The 21524-nt window shown below is 37.7% G+C and carries 25 protein-coding genes; all 25 read right to left on the bottom strand.

The annotated features are described in order from the left end of the window. A complete protein-coding gene (gene uppS, locus RST01_RS03600) occupies positions 1-786 on the bottom strand; it encodes an undecaprenyl pyrophosphate synthase (protein WP_147194111.1) in 786 nt (261 codons plus the stop codon). Between the two features lie 243 nt (positions 787-1029). Next, positions 1030-1587 (bottom strand): ribosome recycling factor, encoded by a 558-nt coding sequence (gene frr / locus RST01_RS03605; RefSeq protein WP_147194113.1) that lies wholly within the window; start codon positions 1585-1587, stop codon positions 1030-1032. Then, entirely contained in the window at positions 1587-2324 is a 738-nt protein-coding gene (pyrH, locus tag RST01_RS03610; RefSeq protein WP_066785685.1) for a UMP kinase, read from the bottom strand. Before pyrH ends, frr begins: the two co-directional genes overlap by 1 nt. A 74-nt stretch (positions 2325-2398) precedes the next feature. Beyond that, complete coding sequence (gene tsf / locus RST01_RS03615; protein WP_066785683.1) at positions 2399-3286, bottom strand: translation elongation factor Ts; 888 nt, start codon at positions 3284-3286, stop codon at positions 2399-2401. A 343-nt stretch (positions 3287-3629) separates the two neighbouring features. Beyond that, positions 3630-4352 (bottom strand): 30S ribosomal protein S2, encoded by a 723-nt coding sequence (gene rpsB / locus RST01_RS03620; RefSeq protein WP_066785674.1) that lies wholly within the window; start codon positions 4350-4352, stop codon positions 3630-3632. 152 nt (positions 4353-4504) lie between these two features. Next, the gene (locus RST01_RS03625) at positions 4505-5011 is read right to left on the bottom strand and encodes a hypothetical protein (RefSeq protein WP_147194115.1); all 507 of its coding nucleotides are present in this window, start codon (positions 5009-5011) and stop codon (positions 4505-4507) included. A gap of 29 nt (positions 5012-5040) precedes the next feature. After that, a complete protein-coding gene (locus RST01_RS03630; RefSeq protein WP_147194117.1) occupies positions 5041-5343 on the bottom strand; it encodes an RNA polymerase subunit sigma in 303 nt (100 codons plus the stop codon). Between the two features lie 18 nt (positions 5344-5361). Continuing rightward, the gene (locus tag RST01_RS03635; RefSeq protein WP_147194119.1) at positions 5362-6132 is read right to left on the bottom strand and encodes a FliA/WhiG family RNA polymerase sigma factor; all 771 of its coding nucleotides are present in this window, start codon (positions 6130-6132) and stop codon (positions 5362-5364) included. A gap of 83 nt (positions 6133-6215) precedes the next feature. Beyond that, the gene (locus tag RST01_RS03640; RefSeq protein WP_147194120.1) at positions 6216-6548 is read right to left on the bottom strand and encodes a hypothetical protein; all 333 of its coding nucleotides are present in this window, start codon (positions 6546-6548) and stop codon (positions 6216-6218) included. Next, positions 6548-7048: a chemotaxis protein CheD gene (locus RST01_RS03645; RefSeq protein ID WP_147194121.1), complete on the bottom strand. Its 501-nt coding sequence runs from the start codon at positions 7046-7048 to the stop codon at positions 6548-6550. Before RST01_RS03645 ends, RST01_RS03640 begins: the two co-directional genes overlap by 1 nt. 1 nt (position 7049) lies before the next feature. Beyond that, positions 7050-7682, bottom strand: a complete 633-nt coding sequence (locus tag RST01_RS03650) for a chemotaxis protein CheC (RefSeq protein ID WP_066785654.1) — start codon at positions 7680-7682, stop codon at positions 7050-7052. Between the two features lie 12 nt (positions 7683-7694). Further along, on the bottom strand, positions 7695-8141 hold the full coding sequence (locus RST01_RS03655; protein ID WP_147194123.1) for a chemotaxis protein CheW: 447 nt from the start codon (positions 8139-8141) through the stop codon (positions 7695-7697). 24 nt (positions 8142-8165) lie between these two features. Next, complete coding sequence (locus tag RST01_RS03660; RefSeq protein WP_147194124.1) at positions 8166-10226, bottom strand: chemotaxis protein CheA; 2061 nt, start codon at positions 10224-10226, stop codon at positions 8166-8168. Between the two features lie 13 nt (positions 10227-10239). Next, positions 10240-11355 (bottom strand): protein-glutamate methylesterase/protein-glutamine glutaminase, encoded by a 1116-nt coding sequence (locus RST01_RS03665; protein ID WP_147195086.1) that lies wholly within the window; start codon positions 11353-11355, stop codon positions 10240-10242. A 27-nt stretch (positions 11356-11382) separates the two neighbouring features. Then, complete coding sequence (locus tag RST01_RS03670; RefSeq protein WP_147194126.1) at positions 11383-12252, bottom strand: MinD/ParA family protein; 870 nt, start codon at positions 12250-12252, stop codon at positions 11383-11385. 2 nt (positions 12253-12254) lie between these two features. Then, positions 12255-13364 carry a flagellar biosynthesis GTPase FlhF gene (gene flhF, locus RST01_RS03675; RefSeq protein WP_147194128.1) on the bottom strand — a complete coding sequence of 370 codons (1110 nt, stop codon included), beginning with the start codon at positions 13362-13364 and terminating at the stop codon, positions 12255-12257. Continuing rightward, complete coding sequence (flhA, locus tag RST01_RS03680; protein WP_147194129.1) at positions 13361-15394, bottom strand: flagellar biosynthesis protein FlhA; 2034 nt, start codon at positions 15392-15394, stop codon at positions 13361-13363. Before flhA ends, flhF begins: the two co-directional genes overlap by 4 nt. Before the next feature lie 20 nt (positions 15395-15414). After that, the gene (gene flhB, locus RST01_RS03685; RefSeq protein WP_147194130.1) at positions 15415-16500 is read right to left on the bottom strand and encodes a flagellar biosynthesis protein FlhB; all 1086 of its coding nucleotides are present in this window, start codon (positions 16498-16500) and stop codon (positions 15415-15417) included. Between the two features lies 1 nt (position 16501). Then, entirely contained in the window at positions 16502-17278 is a 777-nt protein-coding gene (gene fliR / locus RST01_RS03690) for a flagellar biosynthetic protein FliR (RefSeq protein ID WP_147194132.1), read from the bottom strand. A 4-nt stretch (positions 17279-17282) separates the two neighbouring features. Beyond that, the gene (fliQ, locus tag RST01_RS03695; protein ID WP_147194133.1) at positions 17283-17552 is read right to left on the bottom strand and encodes a flagellar biosynthesis protein FliQ; all 270 of its coding nucleotides are present in this window, start codon (positions 17550-17552) and stop codon (positions 17283-17285) included. 13 nt (positions 17553-17565) lie between these two features. Beyond that, positions 17566-18234, bottom strand: a complete 669-nt coding sequence (gene fliP, locus RST01_RS03700) for a flagellar type III secretion system pore protein FliP (protein ID WP_147194135.1) — start codon at positions 18232-18234, stop codon at positions 17566-17568. Continuing rightward, positions 18227-18901: a flagellar biosynthetic protein FliO gene (locus tag RST01_RS03705; RefSeq protein WP_147194137.1), complete on the bottom strand. Its 675-nt coding sequence runs from the start codon at positions 18899-18901 to the stop codon at positions 18227-18229. The genes fliP and RST01_RS03705 overlap by 8 nt, the downstream gene beginning before the upstream one ends. Before the next feature lie 4 nt (positions 18902-18905). Next, entirely contained in the window at positions 18906-19268 is a 363-nt protein-coding gene (locus tag RST01_RS03710) for a response regulator (protein WP_066785630.1), read from the bottom strand. Between the two features lie 20 nt (positions 19269-19288). Beyond that, positions 19289-20509, bottom strand: coding sequence for a flagellar motor switch phosphatase FliY (fliY, locus tag RST01_RS03715; protein ID WP_147194139.1), 1221 nt, complete (start codon positions 20507-20509; stop codon positions 19289-19291). Then, complete coding sequence (fliM, locus tag RST01_RS03720) at positions 20502-21497, bottom strand: flagellar motor switch protein FliM (protein WP_066785624.1); 996 nt, start codon at positions 21495-21497, stop codon at positions 20502-20504. The genes fliY and fliM overlap by 8 nt, the downstream gene beginning before the upstream one ends. Positions 21498-21524 lie beyond the last annotated feature (27 nt).

The following is a 21524-nucleotide window of genomic DNA, read 5'->3' on the forward strand; positions in this document are numbered from 1 at the left end:
TTATTCTCCTTTCAATCCCCCGTAACGGCGATTGCGTTTTTGGTAATCAATTATTGCACTGTACAAATGCTCCGCTTTAAACTCTGGCCAGTGTATATCAGAAAAAAAGAACTCCGTATATGCGAGTTGCCATAATAAAAAGTTACTTACTCGGTATTCACCGCTTGTTCGTATTAGTAAATCTGGATCCCCAATACTTGACGTCATTAATTGTTCAGAAATTGTTTCTTCAGTTATTGATGACATGTTAAGTTCACCTTGCTGTACAAGGCTCGCGATCTTTTGTACTGCAAGAACCATTTCTCTGCGGCTACCATAATTAAATGCAAAATTAAGCACCATGCCTGTATTATCTTTCGTTTTATCCATTGCATTTTGCACAGCTCGACTTGTATGCGAAGGCAACCCATCCATTTCGCCAATCATTTCGACCCGAATATTTAACTCCATTAACTCGGGCAGGAAGTCAGCCAAAAATTCTTCCGGTAAACGCATTAAGAAATCTACCTCAGTTGATGGTCTTTTCCAATTCTCTGTAGAAAAAGCATATAGTGTAATCGCTCCAACCCCAATGGCGTTCGCAGCTTTTGTAATCACACGTACATTATGCATGCCTTCACGATGCCCGATAAAGCGTGGTAAAGCTCGGCTTTTTGCCCAGCGACCATTACCATCCATTATAATCGCGATATGCTTTGGCACCTCTTGCATTTGAATCAGTTCCATTTGCGCTTGCAATGACAGGTCTTTTTTTTCAGTTTTCTTCCATCCGAATTTATCTAACATTTAGAATCCTCCACTAACTTACAAATCGGAACGTATACTTCCTCTATCATACCAAAAATAACAATTAATTTCCTTAATCTAAACAAAAAAGATGCTTAGCCTAAAACTTAGAGCCAATCTAAATGGATAGGTATTAGGGAAAGCTATGTATCAACTTAAATGCGCTTTCTTCATAAGGTGCATGTAAAACAAAAAAGACGTCCCTGAGTTATAGGACGCCTTGAAAAAGACAAGGTTCTATGATTAAACGGATAGGATTTCGCTTTCTTTTTCTTTAGCGATTTGATCTACTTTTTCAATGTTGGCATCAGTCAATTTTTGGATATCTTCAGAATATCCACGCAAATCGTCTTCAGTAATTTCGCCGTTTTTTTCTAGTTTTTTGCAATCATCGTTTGCGTCGCGGCGTACATTACGAATAGCAACTTTTGCATCTTCGCCTTCTTTTTTCACTAGTTTCACAAGATCTTTACGGCGTTCCTCTGTTAAAGCAGGAATTGAAAGACGGATGACGTTACCATCGTTAGTTGGTGTAATGCCGATGTCAGACTTCAATAAAGCTTTTTCAATTTCACCTAGTACAGATTTATCGTATGGTTGGATTACTAGAAGACGTGCTTCTGGCACAGAGACGCCAGCAAGCTGATTAATAGGTGTTGGAGCACCGTAGTATTCCACATTTACATGGTCTAGTAAAGAAGCATTTGCACGGCCTGCACGAATTGTTGCTAGTGCGCGGCTAAATGCTTGTATTGCTTTGTCCATTCTCTCTTCAGCTTTCGCCAAAACTTCCTTCGACATTATGGGTTCCTCCTCACGATTGTTCCAATGTTTTCTCCCAACACAGCGCGCTTAATATTACCGTTTTCAGTAATAGAGAACACAATAAGTGGGATATCATTATCCATACAAAGAGTGGATGCTGTTGAATCCATTACTTGTAGTCCTTGCTGAATAACTTCTAAGTATGTTAGTTGTTCATATTTCACTGCTTCTGTATCTATTCTTGGATCTGCAGAGTATACGCCATCTACATTATTTTTAGCCATTAAAATGACATCTGCATTAATCTCAGCTGCACGTAAAGCTGCAGTAGTATCAGTAGAGAAATAAGGATTTCCTGTTCCTGCTGCAAAAATGACAACACGTTTCTTTTCTAAATGGCGAACTGCTTTTCTGCGAATATAAGGTTCAGCAACTTGCGTCATAACAATTGATGATTGCACGCGAGTAGGTACATCTAGATTTTCAAGTGAATCTTGTAATGCTAAAGCATTCATTACAGTGGCCAACATGCCCATATAATCAGCATTTGCCCGTTCCATGCCCATTTCAGCACCAATTTTGCCTCTCCAAATATTTCCGCCACCTACTACTAATGCTACTTCTACTCCAAGCTCTACTACATCTTTCACTTGCTCTGCAACTGATTTGACGATTTTAGGAGATAAGCCAAACCCTTCTTCTCCGGCAAGGGCTTCTCCGCTAAGCTTAATGACTACTCTTTTGTACTGCTGCATACTCTTTGGAACCTCCATCATGCTTTTTCTTGAAAAAGAGGGAACACGAAAAAGATGTGCTCCCTACTTTTTTTGCTATTCATACGAATATATTATTTGCCTTTTACTTGGCTCATTACTTCTTCCGCAAAGTTGTCTTCGCGTTTTTCAATTCCTTCGCCAACTTCATAGCGCACGAAAGAAGTTAAAGTAGCGCCAGCAGATTTGATGTAGTCGCCCACTTTTTGATCTGGGTTTTTAACGAATGCTTGGTCAAGTACGCAAATTTCTTCGAAATATTTACGAAGACGGCCTTCAACCATTTTTGCTACGATATTTTCTGGTTTACCTTCGTTAAGTGCTTGTTCAGTTAATACTTTGCGTTCATGAGCGATTTCTTCTTCAGAAACTTGGTCATGAGCGATGTATTTTGGATTTAATGCAGCAATATGCATTGCAACATCTCTTCCTACGTTTTCATCAGTAGTACCTTCAAGAACAGCTAACACACCGATACGTCCGCCCATGTGTAAGTAAGCGCCGAATGCATCTGCATCTGTTTTTGAAGCAACTGTAAAGCGACGAAGAGTGATTTTTTCACCGATAGTAGCTATTGCTTGGGAAATATGTTCAGCAACAGTTGCACCGTTTTCCATTTTTGAATCCATAGCTTCTTCTAGAGTAGCTGGTTTTGCAGCTAATAAGTGATCCGCTAATTCTTTAACCAATTTTTGGAATCCTTCGTTTTTAGCAACAAAGTCTGTTTCAGCATTTACTTCTAAAAGTACAGCGTCATTGCCTTTTACTTCGATATAAGTTGTACCTTCTGCTGCGATACGATCTGCTTTTTTAGCAGCTGAAGAAAGACCTTTTTCACGTAAGAAGTCGATTGCCGCTTCCATATCTCCATCTACTTTTACTAATGCTTTTTTACAATCCATCATACCAGCACCAGTTTTTTCGCGTAATTCTTTAACCATTTTTGCAGTTACTTCTGCCATTGAAAATTCCTCCTTATAAATTCACATGAATTATTCCAGCTATATAGGGAACTTAAGTCCAACGTCCGGTGTAGATGCTAATGCAATATTTCCTTAAATTATATAATCCAGCAAATAAAGAGACATCAGTACACTGTGTGTTTATTTAAGAATACCCCAATAATTAGCATTAAACCAACTTTCTGCTTTAATAGATTGGTACGCTTACCAAAAAAGTTACGGCCGTTTTCTATTATGCGTTCATTGGTTTATAAAGCAAGCAAAGCTCCACTTTATTTTTATTATTCTCAAAAAAAGGTGATAAGAGGGTTTAGCCGCTTATCACCTGTTTTTTAATCAGAAATTACTCAGCTGCAACCTCTTCAGCTGGAACTGCTTCTTCTTCGCCTTGTTTAGACTCGATTAAAGCATCTGCCATTTTTGAAGTAATTAATTTTACAGCACGGATCGCATCGTCATTTGAAGGAATAACGTAGTCGATTTCATCTGGGTCACAGTTTGTATCAACCATTGCTACTAACGGAATGTTTAATTTGCGAGCTTCCGCTACTGCAATACGTTCTTTACGAGGATCTACAACAAACATAACGTCTGGTAGAGCGTGCATGTCACGGATACCACCTAAGAATTTAACAAGGCGTTCGTGTTGTTTTTTAAGTTGAACAACTTCTTTTTTAGGAAGAACTTCAAAAGTTCCGTCCTCTTCCATTCTTTCGATCTCTTTCAAACGTGCAACACGTTTTTGGATTGTACCGAAGTTTGTAAGAGTACCACCTAACCAACGTTGGTTGATATAGTAGTTACCTGAACGTTCTGCTTCTTCTTTAATTGCTTCTTGAGCTTGTTTTTTAGTACCAACGAAAAGTACTTTACCGCCGTCTTCGCCAACTTGGCGCATGAAGTCGTAAGCCTCTTCTAATTTTTTAACTGTTTTTTGTAAGTCGATAATATAAATTCCGTTACGTTCCACAAAAATATATTTTTTCATTTTTGGGTTCCAACGACGTGTTTGGTGACCGAAATGTACACCAGCTTCTAGTAATTGTTTCATTGAAATTACTGACATGATAGTTCCTCCTGATATGGTTTTTTTGTCCGCCGCATTCGTCCTTTATAAGAGCAACTCGAAATTCGAGCACCTTCTCCTATATCAGAATACGTGTGTAATGTAACACCATTTGATAATATATCATATCACCTGGTATTCTGCAAGAAATATTATTGCCCAAACTTTAAAAGCAACTCTACTTCAGTTTTCCCTTTTTGAAGGAGCTTTGCAATTTCATCCACAGACTTCCCGCTACGATAATATTTTTTTACCGTTTCTTCCATTGTTAATGGTTTGGGCTGTTCCATGTTTACGGCCAAATGATCTTGAAAAGTTGCTTTTGGCGTATTTTTTTTAGTATTTTTTTGGTAGGCCTTTGCCACGCTATTACGTGGCATTTTAAAGTTATTGAAGCTGCTTTCTTCTACTAGAGGGTGGTCCTTCTTCTGAACTTCTTTTTCATTGCTAGTTCTGTTTTCAAACGTTTGATGTGTTTTGGTTGCCAACTCTGCAATGAGACGGTTATTCTCATCTCTTATCTCCGCTAAATAAGCACCAAGGGAAGCCTCCAATTCATCTCTGACTTTTGTCTGATGAGTTTCTATATCTCTTAAACGAGAAATTTTGACATAAAGTAATGCAATAAAATAAAAGCTTAAAACTTGAGTGATAAACAAAAAGACTATACCTATTACCATATTTTTACCTACCCTTTAAAATCTACTAAATGTCCTGCAAAAGGATGCGTTAAATCATTGATCTTAGCGCTGTTTTTTTCATTATTTTCCTGGGAGGCAGACTCAGTTCTATGAGCGACAGCTTCCTTTTTAGCTTTTCCAGTTGGACTGGATTCTGAGACAGATGTCCTCTTTCTAGCTTCTTGTTTTTGATGTGCTCTGCTTGCTAATTCCTGTCCTAGCAGGGCTTGTTGCTGGTGTTGTTCCGATATTTTGCCTGCTTCAAAGGTTTTAGGCAAGGCTATTTGCAACTCAACAAATTTCAAACTCATCCTACTGTCCCCTATCGGCTATTCATTTGGCATTTCAGCAGATAATATTTTGCGCAACTTAAAGATTGCTTTTGAATGGATTTGTGAAATGCGGGAAGTGGAAAGATGAAGCATTTCCCCAATTTCAGTAAGTGTCAGTTCCTCTGTATAAAATAAGCTGAGGACTTGCTGTTCCTTTTCATTTAATTTTAAAATACTTTCAACCAAATCCTGTAAAAGTTCTGTTCGTACTGCTTCCTCTTCAGGGGTTTTTGTAAGATGGTCTCTTATAGCAAAAGACTTAATCTCAGTATCGTCTTGGTCAGTATTATGTTCGTCAATTGACAATATATTAGACATAAAATGTTCTTGCATCGTCTGATACACATCATCAACATTTATATTTAATTGCTCTGCAACTTCTTCAGGGGTGACATGGCGCCCTAATTGTTGCTCCATTGCCTCAATTTGCAACTCCATTTTTTTAGACTTTTCCCTCGCAGAGCGTGGAAGCCAATCTTCTTTTCGTAGGCCGTCAATAATCGCGCCACGAACACGAAAAGAGGCATATGTATCAAACTTTAAATCTCTGTTAATATCAAATTTATTAAGTGCATCAAACAACCCCATCATTCCAAGACTCGTTAATTCATCTTTTGAGATATTCTTTGGTAGATTTGTACCTATTCGCTGTACATGATACGAAACGAGGGGTGTATATTTTTTTATTAGTAGATCACCTGCATGAGGATCGCGTGTTGCTGCCCAGTTTTGCCAAAGTTTCTGTTCTTCTTGTGTGGTTGTTTGCATTTCGTATCCCCCCTAATATTTAACCATATTATATCAAATACTTACTATAAAAGGGAGCCAAATTATATGCTCCCTTTTTAATATTATTCATCTTGCGCCATCATACTCTTCACTGCTTTCGCCAGCTCCTCTGCTTGGCTTTCTGTATTTACTTCTAGATCAGCTTTTTCCATCTCTTCATTGACTTCAATATGTTCATTGCTTGGATTTTCTTCTTGTTCAATTTCAGTGGGTGTGTACATAACAAAAGCAATCAAATAACGTACAAGAAAAGAAGCGATAAAAACGACTAACGCAATGATAAATGTTTGGATAAGAATTTGAGTGGGTGTATCACCCGATTGAAGGTTGCAAAAAAAGTAAATCGTGAAAGCAGCTAGTGCTGCCCACCAATTGTAAAAAATAGAACCCGCCATTAAATCTCCTTCACTCCTTGGTTGACCGTGCGAATCTGCAATAATGAATTGGCTGTATCAAACTCAATCGTTCTGCCGCTGTTACCGCCTGTATCCTCAGCTACAATAGGAATAGAGAAATTTTTCAGTTGTTGTTTGACTGCTTCTACATTTCTTGGCCCGATTCGCATTGATTCTCTATTTGTAGCGAATTGAAACATTTGGGAGCCTCCTGCAATTTTAGCCTTTAACCGAAAAGGATGAACGCCCTCTCTTTTTAACTGCTCAAGCATGGCCGGTATTGCCGTATCAGCGAATTTTGCTACATTTAGAGAATCGCTTCGTGAAAGGGATGAATCCGGCAACATTACATGGATTAACCCAGCAATACCCTTAAATTCATCGTATAAAACGACGCCAACGCATGAACCTAGGCCTGATGTGCGGATCGTGTGAGGCGACTTGACTATATCCATTTGTGCAATTCCAACTTTTATTACGGTGCTCACGCTTTCTATCATTTTACAAAACCCCTAATGCACTAAAGATTGTTTCGAAAGATTCAGGATCCGGCAATAAAAAGAAATGTCCATGTACGGATTCTGAGCCTTCCATATGTTCTTCAAAAATCGTCGTGTCAATGACTATAGCATGGTCACCGATTTGCGAAAGTTCAATTAACCCATAACTTATAATGGCACCGAACATATCTACTGTCAGCGCAGGTGGGGTAGGCTGAATCTTTAACCCTGTAAAATCAGATAAGGATGATAAATAAGAACCTGATAATATGTTGCCAAGCTCTTGCATAGCTGAAATGCCCATATCCGATACATTTGTATCTTGAAAGTCAAATTTGTCATCATGTATTAATTTGCGAATAAAATGGTTGGCTTGTTCAACTGATAGGATGAAGAACATCCCTCCGGTTGCATCGCCTTCGATTCGAAGATAAATACTTACAACAACACTTTCTGCACCGCCAACAAATTCCATAATTTCATTAAATGAAGCCATTTTAACATATGGAACTTTCATATCTATCTTTGTATTCAATAAATTAGAAAGAGCAGTAGCTGCATGCGCTGCTCCTATATTTCCAATCTCTTTCAATACATCTAAATGAACGGAGGTGATATTATTTTTAAAAGACAAGAAAATGCCCCCTTATTTTAAGGTATGAAGTACTTTCTCTAAATTTAATAGAATAAGAAGCCTTTTATCTGTCTTTGCTACGCCTGATATAAATTCTTCCTCGAATGAGCCGACCACTTCAGGCTGAGGTTCAATTGAACTCGTCGGGATATCCATCACATCATTGGCAGCATCTACAATAAAACCTACTTCCATATCATCTAGGGATATAATTATAATGCGTGTATCATCATTTTCTACCGTTGATTTCACGTTGAACCGGTCGCGCAAATCAATAATGGGTGTTACCACACCTCTTAGATTAATGACACCTTTAACGTAGCTGGGCGTTTTAGGTACGCGCGTAATATGCATCGCTTTTTCAATGCCTTGCACTTGGTTCACTGGAATGGCATACTCTTTTTCCCCTAATTGAAACACAATAACTTTCACACTATCCAAATCTACTGCTTTTTCCAAAGTGCTCACCTAACCTTCTAAACATTATTTAATTAGTGAATTACAGTCTACAATTAATGCTACTTGGCCGTTTCCAAGGATAGTAGCCCCCGAAATGGCAAATACATTTGTTAAGTAATTTCCTAATGATTTCAACACAATCTCTTGCTGGCCTATAAACGAATCGACCACTAATCCTGCCATTTTTTCTCCTTTTCGCACAAGAACTACAGAATGGAATTCATCATGCTTTGGTTCTGGGCGAGGTACTTCAAAGAATTCATCAAGGAATAATAAAGGCACAACTTTCCCGCGAAAATCGATTACTTTTTGATTATGCGCATTCATAATGTCAGAATTCCGAATAATTGATGTCTCAATAATAGATGAGAGCGGAATAGCATAAATTTCTTTTTCAATTTCAACAAGCATCACTGAAATAATCGATAGAGTCAGTGGTAACTGTATTGAGAATAATGAACCTTTGCCTTCTACAGATTCAATCGTAATATTACCGCCTAATGACTCGATTGTAGATTTAACCACATCTAAGCCTACTCCACGACCAGATATATCAGAAATAACTGAAGCTGTTGAAAAGCCTGAAGACAAAATTAATTCATTCACTTGTTGATCTGACATTGATTCTGCAGCTTCAGCTGTAACAATTCCTTTAGCAATCGCTTTTTCTAAAACTCGTTCTCTATTGATTCCAGCACCATCATCTTCAAGCTCGATAAATACATGGTTACCACTATGATAAGCGCGCAAAACGATATTGCCTTGTTCTATTTTGCCAGCTTTCTTACGTACTTCTGGATCTTCTACACCATGATCTAAAGCATTTCGAATTAAATGGACAAGCGGATCACCTATTTCATCAATAACTGTTCTATCCAATTCAGTTTCTGCACCGATGATTTCAAGATTAACTTTTTTATGCAAATCGCGGGCTAACTGACGCACCATTTTTGGGAAACGATTGAATACTGTTTCAACTGGCACCATGCGCATGGTTAAAATAATATTCTGCAAGTCGCCAGAAATGCGTGCCATTCTTTCTACGGTTTCATTCAACTCGCCGTGATTCAATTCACCAGCAATTGATTGTAAACGCCCACGATCAATTACAAGCTCTTCAAATAAGTTCATCAAAATATCCAATCGCTCAATGTTAACGCGGATTGTTTTACTACCTTGAGCACTTTTCTTCTCTGTGACCTTATTATTTGGTACTGAGTTTGCTGCTTTTTGGACTGGAGTCTCTTTGGTTGTTTTTTCATCTTTAGAAACTACTTCTGCTGTTTCTTCTACCGTTGTAGCTGCAGCCTCTTCATTAGCCTTTGATTCATCAATTGGCGTGATAGTAATCCGTTCAACTTCCGAAACCTTCATTAGCTTACTTTGTAAGTCGTTAATTGGCTCTTTGGTTATAAAGGCAACGTGGAATTCTTGGTCGAATTGTTCTTCTTCCAATTTATCAACAGATGGCGAAGATTTCACCACATCACCCAATTTTTCAAGAATATCAAATACCATATAAACGCGGGCAGCCTTTAAAAGACAGTCAGCACGTAGCATGACGGTAATCTCATATGTATGAAAACCTTGCTCGCGAGATTGCTGAAGCACTGTTAATTCAAATTCATCGAATTGCAAAGCATCATTTGAAGATGCTCCAGATTCTTGTACTTCCTCTTTCGCATCAGAAGCTTGTACGATTTCTTCACCATTCTCAATCATTTTTAATTTTTGTACAGTGCTCGTAACATCTCTTTTTCCATCACCTCCGCCAGAGATATCATCAATCATTGCTTCAAGATGGTCCACGGATTCAAATACCACATCCAGAATTTCCGGCGTTACTGTAATTTTTTCATTGCGGATACCGTCTAGTACATTTTCCATCTTGTGAGTTAAGTCTGCTAGGTCTTCAAATCCCATTGTGGCAGACATCCCTTTTAATGTGTGGGCATTCCGAAAAATTTCATTTACGATAGCTAAATCATGTGGATTTTGTTCTAGAGCCAGCAAATTTTCGTTACATGATTGAAGATGTTCTTTACTCTCATCTATAAAGACCTCTAAATATTGATTTGTATCCATGAAGAGTCCTCCCTTAAGTCAAATATTTCATTATTGTTTTTGAAATATCGTGTAAATCTGCTACTTCATCTACCAAACCTGTCGCATAGGCAGCTTTCGGCATCCCATACACAACACTTGTATTAGCTGATTCGGCGATTGCTTTCACATTTCCGTTTCTTTTCAGAGCCTGCAAGCCCTTTGTCCCGTCAGACCCCATGCCTGTCATGATGACAGCTATTTTGTCGAGATCATTAAACTGGCTGACGCTATCGAACATAATATCGACAGAAGGACGATGACCTCCATTTGGTGGTTCTACATTGTCCAGTTCAATTGCATATGTTTTCGCGACTTTCCGAAGGCGAAGATGATAACCTCCAGGAGCTATATATGCCACACCGTTTTGCAAAATGTCTCCTTGCTCTGCTTCCTTCACTCGAATTTTGGACAATTGATCCAACCGGTTAGCCAATGATTTGGTGAAGCCCATCGGCATGTGCTGAACGATTATGACAGGTGCTTTCATATCTTGAGGCAAGTAGGGGATGACCTCTTGCAGTGCACGCGGTCCTCCTGTTGAAGTGCCAATCAATACGATTTTTTTAGCATTGGTATGCCAATTTTTTTGTGTTGATGATGTACTCGTTTGGGTTTTAACATTTGAATCAATTAAAGGCTTTACTGTTTTTTGATCTCCCAATAAATTTTTTGAAATGTTGATTTTTTCATCTATTGGTTCTCTTTTTTTCGTCAACTTAGACACATGGACAGTAGCTGCATTTTCTACAATACGGATAATGTCCGATTTAATATCCTTTAAGTCAAGTGAAATAGCGCCGCTTGGCTTTGGAATAAAATCTACTGCACCAGCATCCATCGCTTCAAACGTGCTTTTTGCCCCGCTTTGGGTAGCGCTAGACAACATAATCACAGGCAGTGGGTGGTCTTTCATAATAATTTTTAAAGCTTCAAGGCCATTCATTAATGGCATTTCAATATCCATCGTGACAATGTCAGGCTTCAGCATTTGAATTTTCTTTATTGCATCCATTCCGTTTCTCGCTGTGCCAACAACCCGAATATATGGATGATCTGCAAAAAAGTCAGACAACAACTTTCTCATAAATGCTGAATCATCGACAATCATTAATGATTTGGAATGAATAATAGACAACTAATCACGCCCTTTTAAAAAAATACTTCTTAATTTAGAAATAAACTTATTTGGCTGTTGCGTTATAAGGCCGTCATAAGCATGCCCTTCTATATATCTCTTCGTAATATCTTCCATTGTTTTAGCAATCTTGCTATTGGGATATAAGATTGTAAAAAGCTCTTGTTGTTTTACAGCTTTCGGAACTATAGGATCTTCAGGCAAGGATCCTAATATTGTTACGTCTTTTGACAAAAAACGCGCCATTGTTTGTTTAAGTCTAATTAATGTATCGGTTCCTTCCTCATTTGTTATTACTCTATTACAAAGCAAATAGAAATTTTTTTCTCGATCTTTAAAATGAATATACTTCATCATAGAATATGCATCTGTTATGGATGTCGGCTCTGTGGTAGAAATGACAATAATGTCATCAACAGCATTTAGTAAGTCTAAAGACCAGTTAGTGGCGCCAGCTCCCATATCAAATAAGATATAGTCGTAGTCTTTCTGTAGTTTTGCAAAAGCAAGAAGCAGACGATCAACCATTTCATCTGTCCATTCTAAAATGCTTGTTAATCCCGTCCCTCCAGAGACATAATTCAAATTATTGGGTCCATCATATATCACTTCTTCAAGTGTCACTTCGCCTTGCAAGTAATCTTTTAAGCTATAGCGGGCACTTCTACCTAATAAAATATGGACATTTCCCATTCCAATATCCATATCAATAATAATCACTTTTTTTTCATAGGACATTAGCATATTAGAAAAGTTAGTAGTAAAATTGCTCTTTCCTACCCCACCTTTTCCGCTCACAACGGCAATTGATTTTCCTAACCGGGCATTTTGCTGCATTTTCATTCTTAATGATTGAGCTTGATCTTTCATAACTAATCCCCTTGAATGAGCAATTCGACTATATTTTCAGCAGTAGCTTCCTCAATATCCTCTGGTACTTCCTGACCATTCGTATAGTAAGCAAGTCCCTTCTTATATTTAACCATTAAATTGATCATTGAGCCAATGGAAATTGTCTCATCCATCTTAGTAAATATGAACTTTTCAATTGGAATCTCTGTAAATTGATCTATAATCTCTGTCATATCCTGTTCTTTCGCTGTCAATGAGAGCACCAGATAATTTTCCATATTATCTCCTATATCTATTAGTTCACGTAAATCATTGATATATTTTGCTTCTCGATAATTTCTTCCCGCTGTATCAATAAAAACAATATCCAATGAATCAAACTTGACTAGTGCTTGTTCATAATCTTCTTTGCTATAAACTATTTCTACTGGTGATTGAAGTAAGTTCGCATAGACTTTTAATTGTTCAATCGCTGCAATCCGATACGTATCTGTTGTTATAAAACCAATTTTCTTCTTTTTCTGCAAAACAGCAAGTGCTGCCATTTTCGCAATGGTTGTCGTTTTACCGACGCCAGTCGGACCTAAAACATTGATATATTTTTTGTTATACGAGAGTCCTCCAAATGGGAGCCCTTGTAATAATTTAATAAGCTCTTCTTTAGCTAGCTCTTTATAGTCCTCTTTCGCTAATTTCTCGTTTCCATTTTTCTTCACTTGAAAGAGCTCATCACCTACTGCTGTGATGAGCTCAGGATTTAGCTCTTGCTGCTCTAGTCGTTGAATGATTTCCTCATATTCATCAGGATATTGGTAACTGACCGATTGTCTTTGTATTGTTTTAACTAATGATTTTAAATCTGCCAACTCTTTATTAATTTTCTCTGAGTGTTCATTAGGAAGTACTGCATCTTTCGGCGAATCGTCTATAGCAGGAATAGAAACGCTTGTAGTCTTTCTTACTGGTTCCTTACCCGCGATGACTTCTATACTCTTTTTTTTGAACATTCCTAAGAAGTCCTTTGAATAGACAACTTTCGAACTTACAATGATTGCATCATCACCTAAGTCTTGCTCCACTTTTTTCATTGCAAGAGCCATCGTTGATGCCGTATATTTCTTCATTTTCATTCTACATTCACCACCCCAACGCTTTGAATCTCAATCGATGCTTCTAATTCGTTATATGATAGGATTGGAATTTGTGGAAAATATCTTTCTGTTAGCTGCCTTACATACATGCGTACAGCAGGCGAACAAAGGATAAGAGGTGATTGCTCAAACAAGGCAATACGTTCCACTTCTTTTGCAATGGACTCTAAAATAGCTTGAGAGTCATTTGGATCCATTGCCAGATAATTCCCATGGTCTGTTTGTTGGATACTATCTGCAATCATTTTTTCTACTTTAGCTGAAACAGTCAACACTTTCAGCTCTTGCTCGCCATTTGAATACTGCGTCGTAATCTGTCGTGCTAATGACTGCCTTACATACTCTGTTAATACATCCACATCAGATGTTAACTTGGAGTAGTCAGCCAATGTTTCAAATATAATAGGCAAATTCCGTATAGATACATTTTCCGCCAAAAGCTTCGCTAATACCTTTTGGATCTCGCCAATAGACAGCGGACTTGGCGTTGTTTCTTCAACCAAGATTGGTGCTGTCTCTTGTAAATGGTCTATCAATTGTTTAGTCTCTTGTCTGCCTAATAATTGAGCTGCATTTGCTCGAATCACTTCAGTTAAATGCGTAGAGACAACGCTAGGCGGGTCAACAACTGTATAACCAAGCATCTCAGCCTCTTCCTTCACTTGTTCTGTAATCCATTTAGCTGGTAACCCAAATGACGGTTCTACTGTATCAATTCCTTCAATCGAATCATCATCGCCTGGGCTCATTGCTAGATAATGATCAAGAAGCAACTCTCCATGTGCCATCTCACTGCCTTTTATCTTAATTCGATATTCATTAGGCTGAAGCTGAATATTATCGCGAATTCGGACTACTGGAATGACAATCCCTAATTCAAGGGCCAATTGCCTTCGAATCATAACAACACGATCTAGTAAATCTCCACCTTGCGTTGCATCAACAAGAGGAATCAAGCCATAACCAAACTCAAACTCAATGGGATCAACATTTAATAGATTAACAACATTTTCAGGGCTTTTTAAATTGTCTGTCGTTTCTACTTCTTCGATTTGTTCTAATTCTTCAATATCTTCTTTATGTGCATTTTTCAGTCGATAGGCGATAAATGCAAGAATAGCAGCCACAGGAACGGTATAGATAAATTTAATCGGCGTTACTAGGCCTAAAGTAAAAATAGTACCAGCTGCTATATAAATCAATGTAGGATTTGTAAAGAGCTGTCCAGTAATATCTGTACTTAGATTACCCTCTGATGCTGCTCGAGTAACAACGATACCAGTCGCAGTTGAAATCAATAATGCTGGCACTTGCGAAACTAGACCATCACCAACCGTTAAAGTCGTAAATAAATGGACTGCATCCGAAAATTCCATATCCATTTGTACAATACCGATTACTAATCCGATAATTAAATTGATCATTACAATGATGATTGCTGCAATGGCATCACCTTTTACAAATTTAGTGGCACCATCCATTGATCCATAGAAGTCAGCTTCATTACTCACTTTTTCACGGCGTTCTCTCGCTTCCGTTTCAGAAATTAAACCTGCGTTCAAATCTGCATCAATGGCCATTTGTTTACCAGGCATTGCATCTAATGTAAAACGTGCTGCTACTTCTGATACACGCTCTGAACCTTTTGTAATAACAATAAACTGAATAATAACTAAAATAACAAATACCACTAATCCTACCAGAACATTGCCACGGACAACGAATGTTCCGAAAGTTTCTACTACGTTTCCTGCATCTCCACCAGTTAGAATAGCACGTGTAGTGGAAACGTTCAGTCCTAATCGGAATAACGTTAACAATAATAAGAGCGAAGGGAAGATAGAAAATTCTAATGCTTCCTTCATGTTCATAGCTGTTAACAGAACAAGTAATGCAAGTGTTATATTCACAATGATTAAAAAACTTAATAACCATGGCGGCAAAGGGATGATGAGCATCGCTACAATCATAATAACCGCTGCTAATACCGCAATATCGCGAAATTTCATATTATCTCTCCCTCTGGCCCTTAAATTTTTTGCTTAATTCGATATACATACGCTAACACCTCAGCTACGGCCTTAAAAAACTCATCTGGAATATGCTTTCCGATTTCTACTTGATCGTACATTGCACGTGCGAGCGGGCGATTTTCTACCATCACAACATTATTTTCTTTTGCGATTAACTTAATTTTTTGGGCGATCAAATCTGTTCCTTTAGCAATGACTTGCGGGGCATCCATTGTTTGGTCATCATATTTTAATGCGATAGCATAATGTGTCGGGTTAGTAATCACCACATCGGCATGCGGTACTTCTTGCATCATCCGCCTCATAGCCATTTCGCGCTGTCTTTGCTTAATTTTGGACTTAATAAGCGGATCACCTTCTGAATTTTTATATTCATCCTTAATGTCCTGCTTAGACATTTTTAGGTTTTTTTCATAGTCAAATTTCTGATAAAGATAATCAAGTATAGCTATAATTAATAAAACAGCAGAAGCAGCAATCCCCATTAGTACAGTCAGTTTTGCTATTGTTCTTAAGGTTGCTCCTGGCGATTTAAAAGAAAGACTTAATACTTCATCAATATTCATCCAGAGAATGGCTGTTGTTACTGAACCAATCAAAGAAATTTTTAAAATAGATTTTAGTAATTCAATTATTGATCTCACGGAAATAATTCTTTTTAAACCTTTAATAGGATCTAACTTTGTTAAGTCAAATTTTAATGGCTCTGTCGTAAAGAGTAGGCCAAATTGCAAAAAGTTTCCTACTACGCCTGCTACAACAGCAATGGCCATAATCGGCAATAAAACATATGCCATTTTGACTACTACATCTTTATAAATCTGTACGGCAACCTCTATTGATAAAGAATCCATAAGCATGTATTTAGAAAAGGTTTGTTTAAAAAAAGAAAGGATTCTATCGCGCATGGATCCAGCACCAACGAGTAGAAATAGAAAAACAGATAGCAGGACAATAGCGCTGGTAACATCTTGGCTCTTTAGGACTTGTCCTTTCTTTCTGGCATCTTGTCTTTTTTTAGGTGTTGCTCTTTCCGTTTTTTCACCTGCAAAAAATTGCAAGTCTAATTGAAGCCATTCCATTCTATCCACCACCTAATAACGCCATAAATTCCCGCATTGCGATAAGCATCATATTAAATAGCCTTTGCATAACCATAACCATTACGCTCATCGTGACAATTAATACAATAAAACTTACCCCTATTTTAATTGGAAAACCAACCACAAATATATTTAATTGTGGAACAGTCCTCGCTGTTATACCTAAGGCAATATCTACAAGGAATAGAGTAGCTACAATTGGAATGGACATTTGAAAAGCAATCCCAAATGCACTTGCGAATGTTTTCATAATAAACACCGGCGTATTATTTCCTCCGAAATCGGGCCACACACTATCCATCGGTATATATTGATAACTATAATAAATTCCATCTAATATTAAGTGATGTCCATTTGTGCCGATAAGAACTAGGAGTGCAAGTGTATTAAAAAATTGTCCCATCAGAGGTGTTTGTGCACCTGTTTGAGGATCAATGACATTCGCGATTGCAAAACCCATTTGAAAATCGATAAAACCGCCTGCAATTTGAATTGCCGTCATTATTATATAAGCCATTAGACCTATAGAAAGGCCGACAACAGCTTCTTTTAAAATCAGCAATACATAGTCTTCATTAATCTCGAAAGGCTTAATGTCCATGGTGTAATACATCATCCATGAAAGTACTAATGCAATAGCAATTTTTACTTTTGCAGGAATTGTGCGATAAGAATAAAAAGGCACAATCATAAAAAAAGAAGATATCCGAACAAGTATGAGCAATAATACGCTTATTTTAGGTAATAGTTCTTCCATCAAATCACCCTATAAAGCGGCCGAGATTTGCAATAATGTCTTTCGTAAAGGATGTCATTTTTGTAAGCATCCAAGGGCCAAAAAAAATAATGGCCACTAATACAGCGACAATTTTCGGCACAAAAGCTAACGTTTGTTCTTGTATTTGGGTTGTAGCTTGGAAAATACTAACCAAAAGCCCTGTGACAAGTGCTACAAGCAAAAGTGGACCAGAGACGAGCAATATGATTTTAATTGATTCTTCCGCGACTTTAATTACCATTTCAGCTGACATATATACTCATCCCCTAAAAACTTTCTAAAAGCGATTTTACTACCAGGTACCAACCATCTACCAAAACGAATAACAATATCTTAAATGGCAATGAAATCATAACTGGCGGTAACATCATCATCCCCATGGACATTAATATACTTGCAACAATCATATCAATAACTAAAAACGGAATGAAGATCATAAAACCCATTTGAAAGGCTGTTTTTAATTCACTGATGGTGTAAGCAGGCACCATTGTTGTAAGTGGAATATCCTCAATCGTTTTTGGACGTTCCTTCGCACCAGAATACTTTAAGAAAAGGTCTAAATCTTTCTGCCTCGTATGCTTGCTCATAAACTCTTTAAATGGTTTGCTAGCTTTTGAGTATGCTTCATCTAATGTGATCTTTTCATCAAATAATGGTTGCAATGCATGTTTATTAACATCCTGAAATGTAGGTGCCATAATGAAAAAAGTTAAAAATAGCGCTAAACCAACAATCACCTGATTTGGTGGCATTTGTTGTGTGGCTAGAGCTGTACGCACAAACGATAAAATAATGACGATTCTAGTAAAGCAGGTCATTAAAATTAAAATGCTTGGCGCTAAAGATAAAACTGTCAGCGTAAGCAATAGCTTTACAGAAGACGAAACATTGGAGGGATCACTATCAGAGAAATAATGGATAAAATCATTCATTTTTTCTACTCTCCTTTTGTTTCCATTCTTCTAGTTGTTGATTGCGATGCTCTTTCATTTCTTGCAACTGTTCTTCTAATTCTCCTTTGAAGTCCAGATTTGCAAGATCCTTTTGATCGTTATTTTTCCGTCCCTTTTTTTTGTTTAAAAGTTCAAGTATATATGGCATTTGTGAGGAACGTTCCTGCCGTTCATTGTATAGTTCTAGGAGACGTTCTTTCTCATTTTGGTCCGTCACTTCTTTCAGCATATTAACATTTTCGCCAACGCCTACAATAAAGAGCGCTTGTCCAACTTTTAAGAGCTGAACAGATTTTTGCTGCCCTAATGAAATGCCACCTAAATTTTGCATAAGTTGATTTTGTTGATATTTACTATTTCGACTGTTCACAAGCTTTAACACCCCGTAAAGGAGGACTACTACAAAGCCAAGAGCTAGCATCATTTTAATATAATCCCATGCCGACAAACCGACAGCTGTCCCGGAATCATCATCCGAGACAGGCGCCAAAGTATCATCCTTACATGTATCCCGGTTTTTCAAACAATCATCAACTGAATCATGCGATGCTGCATGAACAATAGATACATGTGGCGTAATAAGGTTTGTAATTAAAAATAATGCCGTCAAACATAACATTATTTTTAGAAGTAACTTAGAGCGCATTTACTTAACCTAACGCTTTTTGGATAGCTTCTATTACACGATCTGCTTGGAAAGGCTTAACGATAAAGTCTTTTGCACCCGCTTGAATTGCATCGATTACCATAGCTTGTTGTCCCATAGCTGAACACATGATAATAATAGCACTAGGATCTTTTTGTTTAATTTCTTTCAATGCAGCAATGCCGTCCATTTCAGGCATTGTAATATCCATTGTGACTAAATCGGGTTTTAACTCGGCATACTTTTCGACAGCTTGTGCTCCATCTCCAGCTTCTCCGACAACCTCAAATCCATTCTTCGTTAGGATATCCTTGATCATCATTCGCATAAATGCTGCGTCATCTACAATTAAAATACGTTTTGACATTCTTATTCCCCCGTTTACTTCTATTTCAGATTATTGAGCCGGTCTGCTTTGCTTAAGATATCTGTAATACGCACACCGAAATTCTCGTCAATTACAACTACTTCTCCTTTTGCAATTAGACGACTATTGACTAGGATATCAACTGGTTCACCAGCTAATTTATCCAGCTCTATAATGGAACCGCTAGCTAGTTCTAAAATTTCCTTTACAGAACGTTTCGTACGACCTAATTCAACAGTAACTTGCAATGGTATGTCAAGCAACATATCTAAATTTCTAGCTTCTGATTGTTTCAAATTCGTATTTTCAAAGCTAGCAAATTGTGCTTGCTGTACGTTTGCAGGTTGTCTCTGTTCTCGCGTTTGTATCATATACGGCTCTTCTTGTGTCTGCTGATGATTCATCGGCGGTTGTGTATTTTGTTGTACTGGTCGTTCTTCTTGCTGTGTTTTAACTGGTGCAGCAGGAATTTCCTCTTGCTGATGCTGCATCGTTGTTTCGGGAAGTTCTGTCGCCGTTACAGCCGATTCTTCCTGTTCAGGATTCATTAATTGATGGACAAGAGATTTACTAAACTCTAAAGGCAGTAACTGCATAATATTTGAATCTATTAAATTGCCAATTTTTAATCTAAATGAGACTTTTACGAGCAATTCATCTGTTGGAATATTTTCTGTCCCCTCATTGTTAGAGATATTCATGAGGTCAATCATCGGCGGTGAAATATCTACTTTTTTATTAAAGATAGTAGACATTGACGTAGCAGCAGAACCCATCATTTGGTTCATTGCTTCTTGCACTGCACTCAAATGAATCTCTCCTAGATCTTCGGCGGGTGCTTGCCCGTCCCCTCCTAACATCAAATCAGCAATAATTGCTGCATCTGATTGTTTAATGACTAATAAATTCATTCCTATTAAACCAGTAGTATATTCGACCTGAATAGCTACATACGGGTGAGGGAATTCCGCTTCAAGATTCGTGCGGTTAATCATCGTAATAGATGGTGTTGTAATTTCAACTTTCTGGCCCAATAATGATGAAAGGGCAGTAGCTGAGCTACCAAATGAAATGTTTCCAATTTCGCCAAGCGCATCTTGTGACATTGGATCTAAATAGTCTGTCACATTATACGTTTCGGTCGCTGAAGCATCATCATCGACGTTATCATCGTTATTATTAATTGACTCACCTCTCAGTAGGGCTTCAATTTCTTCTTGCGACAACATGTCATCACTCATCGTCGTCTCCTCCTTTCAAAGAATCAATAATTTGGACAGCCATTCTTTTCTTAATTGTACCGGGCTGTATTGTAAATTTAGGGATTCCTCCAACACTTAAAGTTAACGGATCGCTAATTTTTTGATCTAACTGCAACACATCACCATATTGAAGTGTGAGAAAGTCTTCAATGCTAATATCAGTATCACCTAATTGAGCTACCACTTCTAATTCGGATTGTTTCACCCTCTTTTCAATAATCGCGGTTTGTTCTGGTGAAACATCTGCTTTATTTGATTGCATCCAGTAGCGGACAGATAGGTTTGGAACAATGGGCTCCAGGACAACATGTGGTATACAAATATTAATCATGCCACTTGTTTCACCTATTATAGAGTTAAAAGAAATGACGACCACCGTTTCATTCGGTGATATCATTTGTAAAAATTGCGGATTAACTTCCAATTCATTTAATATGGGGTCAATGTCTGCTATATTGGCCCATGCTTCTCTTAAATTATCAAAAGAACGCTCAAAAAGGTTTGTCATAATTTTCGTTTCAATCTCAGTGAGGTTATCTACATTACTATGGCTTGAGCCGCTTCCTCCCATTAATCGATCCAACATAGAATATGCGATATTTGGATTGATCTCCATTAAGATATTACCGTCTAACGGAGGCACCTCAAATACATTAATCAACGTCATATTCGGAATGGACCTGATAAATTCTTCGAATGGGATTTGGTCTACGGATGCAACGGTAATTTGTACATATGTTCTAAGCTGAGCAGAAAAGAAAGTGGTAAGCAAACGTGCAAAATTTTCATGTATACGAGTTAAACTGCGAATTTGATCTTTCGAAAAACGAAGTGCACGTTTAAAATCATATACTTTTACCTTTTTCGCTTCCTCTTCCTTCTTAATATCATCTGCCGACATCTCTCCTGTAGACAAAGCTGATAGCAGCGCATCAATTTCAGATTGCGATAACACATCTCCTGCCATTCGATCACCTCCAAACAAATTAAATAA

This window comes from Rummeliibacillus stabekisii, from assembly GCF_007988965.1.
GTDB classification, from domain to species: domain Bacteria; phylum Bacillota; class Bacilli; order Bacillales_A; family Planococcaceae; genus Rummeliibacillus; species Rummeliibacillus stabekisii.